At 46.7% G+C, this 2,343-nt stretch carries 3 protein-coding genes; 2 read left to right on the top strand and 1 reads right to left on the bottom strand.

Annotated elements, in window-relative coordinates:
• The coding region (locus tag V6C93_RS31010) for an Rpn family recombination-promoting nuclease/putative transposase (protein ID WP_414644316.1) at positions 1 to 330 on the bottom strand (330 nt) is incomplete at its 3' end.
• A gap of 170 nt (positions 331 to 500) precedes the next feature.
• Between V6C93_RS31010 and V6C93_RS31005 the strand changes: the two genes are divergently transcribed.
• Complete coding sequence (locus tag V6C93_RS31005; protein WP_333480532.1) at positions 501 to 1,589, top strand: glycosyl transferase; 1,089 nt, start codon at positions 501 to 503, stop codon at positions 1,587 to 1,589.
• A 9-nt stretch (positions 1,590 to 1,598) separates the two neighbouring features.
• Positions 1,599 to 2,204, top strand: a complete 606-nt coding sequence (locus V6C93_RS31000; protein ID WP_333480531.1) for a hypothetical protein — start codon at positions 1,599 to 1,601, stop codon at positions 2,202 to 2,204.
• Positions 2,205 to 2,343 lie beyond the last annotated feature (139 nt).

The following is a 2,343-nucleotide window of genomic DNA, read 5'->3' as shown; positions in this document are numbered from 1 at the left end:
GGAAAATAGGGCAATCGGATAGATGGGAAGGGCGTATTTCTCGTGCAGTCGAGCGAAGTAGTGGAACATCCGCCTGTTGAAGTCGGCGGCTGAATAAGATTGGTGTTCTAAATGAATGATGAATAGGGATGGCTGATTGCTAAATTGAGCTTGCACGACTAAATCGGCAATTTTTCGTTCACCCTCAGTGACATCTGTAAACACTTCTTGGGGTAGGAAAGTGAGAGAGTCAGGCTCTAGGTAGGTGGTGACATCAGGGAAAAATAGAGCTAAAAATTCGGGGAAGAAGTTAGAGAGAAGTTCTTTAAACAGGCGATCGTGGTCAATCATGGGGCTAGTATACTGGCAGGCAGGCTAACTTGAGACGCGATCGCTCCCCACCACATTTCCTTTCTAGTTTTGTCCACTCTCACAGCTACTTCTTGCCAAAAGTGGCAAGGGGTTATCATTGACGCGGCACAAATCATTGTTTGACTCTAATCTTTACCAACGCCTAGATAATGTCTCGACCCGCTTTATACATTGCAATTACTAGCCACGGTTTTGGTCATGCTGTACGCGCTGCTTCTGTAGCTGCCGCGATTCAACACCTGTGTCCGGATATCTTGCTGATTCTGGTAACAACCGCACCGCGCTGGTTATTAGAGTCCTATATTTCAGGAGATTTTATTCAGCGGCCGCGTGCTTATGATGTCGGCGTCATTCAAGCAGACAGCTTGAACATGGATAAAGCTGCGACGCTGGAAAAATTACAACAAATTCGCTCTAGCCAGAATTCAATTATTGCTAGTGAAGTTAACTTTATCCGCACGAACCGAGTGGGATTGGTGTTGGCAGATATCCCTCCCTTGGCCGCAAATATTGCTCGTGCCGCAGGCATTCCGTGTTGGATGATGAGTAATTTCGGCTGGGACTATATCTACCGAGATTGGGGTGGGGAGTTTGTGGAGATTGCGGATTGGATTGGCGAGAGTTACGGGCTATGCGATCGCTTATTCCGTCTCCCCTTACACGAACCGATGAGTGCGTTCCCAAATATTACGGATACTGGACTAACTGGCGGCATACCTCGCTACAATTTAGATCGACTGCGGGAAAAATTAGGTTTAACAGCACCTCCTGACAAAACAGTCTTACTGACTTTTGGAGGGCTGGGTCTTCAGCAAATTCCCTACGACGGTTTATCAGACTTTCCTGAGTGGCAATTCATCACGTTCGATGGCAACGCGCCTAGTTTGCCGAATTTGATGAAACTTTCAGGTCAAGACTATCGGCCGATCGATCTTATGCCGTTGTGTGGGCGGGTGGTTTCCAAACCGGGCTTCAGTACGTTTTCGGAAGCCTTACGCGTCGGTACTCCGATTGTGTCGCTCACCCGTGAGGATTTTGTTGAGTCGTGGCTTTTGCTCGAAGGTATCCAGAATCACGCTTATCACCAAATTCTGACCCCCGCAGAATTTTTCCAGGGTAACTGGGAATTTTTACGTCATCCCCTACAGCCACCGAGGCAATCTCAAATGGTGGCAAAAGACGGCACAGAAGCGATCGCTCAAGCCGTCGTCAACTATTTCCAGATGCACTCAGACTAACGCTAGCCAATGACTGCTGCCATCAATTCCTTCCTCAAGATTGAACCCCCACTAGAAACGCTGAAAACACCAGAAAAGGCGCGTCTAGAGCTGATCGAACCCCTAGAAGAGATAACTATAGCACCAGAAGCACAACCGAGTCCCTCGCTCGCAACTGTAGAACTGGCCGCCCGAGATGTTCGCTTGGTACTCGACCAACAAAAAGAGCGCAATCAAACGTTAACTACGAAGTTAAATATCTTGTTTGTCACCAACGGCGCTTTGTTGACGAGCTTAATTATCTCCCGGTTATTGTTTATCCCTAGCCCCTTTAGCATTGCCGAACTCTTGGGGTTTCTGGTAAATTTCACTCTACTAATTAATGCGTTTTTACCTCGTCAGGTAGCAGTCAGTCCCAATTTAGATGACAAGAAATTTCTCGAACGCTATCTAGTTCTACAGCCAGAAGAGTACCAATTGCAAATGATTGTTAATCTAGTAGAAACCTATAATGCTAACAGGCAGCGTTTGGAGGATGTGTCTTTATCATTAAAGTATTCTGCATTTGTTACTTGGGGTATTGCCTTGATTCTCCTAATGCATGTAGTAGCGGCTTCTTTTGTTCCCATGACTTGATGCAAAGACTTTGGGCTAGACTCAGACTATGAACACTAATCAAGCTCACACTACCCCTTCCGGAGGACACTTAACTCTACCGGAGCCAGACCCAGACAATATTACGGTTTTGACTCGTAACCTGCCCAATAAACCAATC

It is taken from the genome of Allocoleopsis sp. (assembly GCF_036703385.1).
Lineage (GTDB): Bacteria > Cyanobacteriota > Cyanobacteriia > Cyanobacteriales > Coleofasciculaceae > Allocoleopsis.
The sequence above is the reverse complement of the archived record's forward strand: the minus strand, read 5'-3'. Positions and strand labels throughout refer to the sequence as shown.

What these genes read in the sequence shown, in the direction of transcription:
- V6C93_RS31000 (WP_333480531.1), top strand. Translation starts at nt 1,599, where the DNA reads ATGACTGCTGCCATCAATTCCTTCCTCAAGATTGAACCCCCACTAGAA.
- V6C93_RS31005 (WP_333480532.1), top strand. Translation starts at nt 501, where the DNA reads ATGTCTCGACCCGCTTTATACATTGCAATTACTAGCCACGGTTTTGGT.